The following is a 228-nucleotide window of genomic DNA, read 5'->3' as shown; positions in this document are numbered from 1 at the left end:
GTCGGCGCGGTCTTCGCCATGCTGCTGCGGGACATGCCGAACGACGTCTACTTCAAGGTCGGCCTGATCACGGTGATCGGCCTGACGGCGAAGAACGCCATCCTCATCATCGAGGTCGCCAAGGACCTCGTCGCGCAGGGCCGGTCCCTGCACGAGGCGGCGCTGGAGGCATGCGAACTGCGTTTCCGGCCCATCGTGATGACCTCGTTCGCCTTCATCCTCGGCGTG

The 228-nt window shown here is 65.4% G+C and carries 1 protein-coding gene; it reads left to right on the top strand.

Features of this window, described 5'->3' with window-relative positions; all coding sequences use genetic code 11:
- Positions 1–228: efflux RND transporter permease subunit (locus tag AX737_RS17870; RefSeq protein ID WP_156453809.1), on the top strand; the 228-nt coding region annotated here is incomplete at both ends.

This window comes from Methylobacterium sp. CCH5-D2, assembly GCF_001556475.1.
In the GTDB taxonomy this organism is placed as follows: Bacteria; Pseudomonadota; Alphaproteobacteria; order Rhizobiales; family Beijerinckiaceae; genus Methylobacterium; species Methylobacterium hispanicum.
This window is presented reverse-complemented; position numbering and strand designations above follow the sequence as displayed.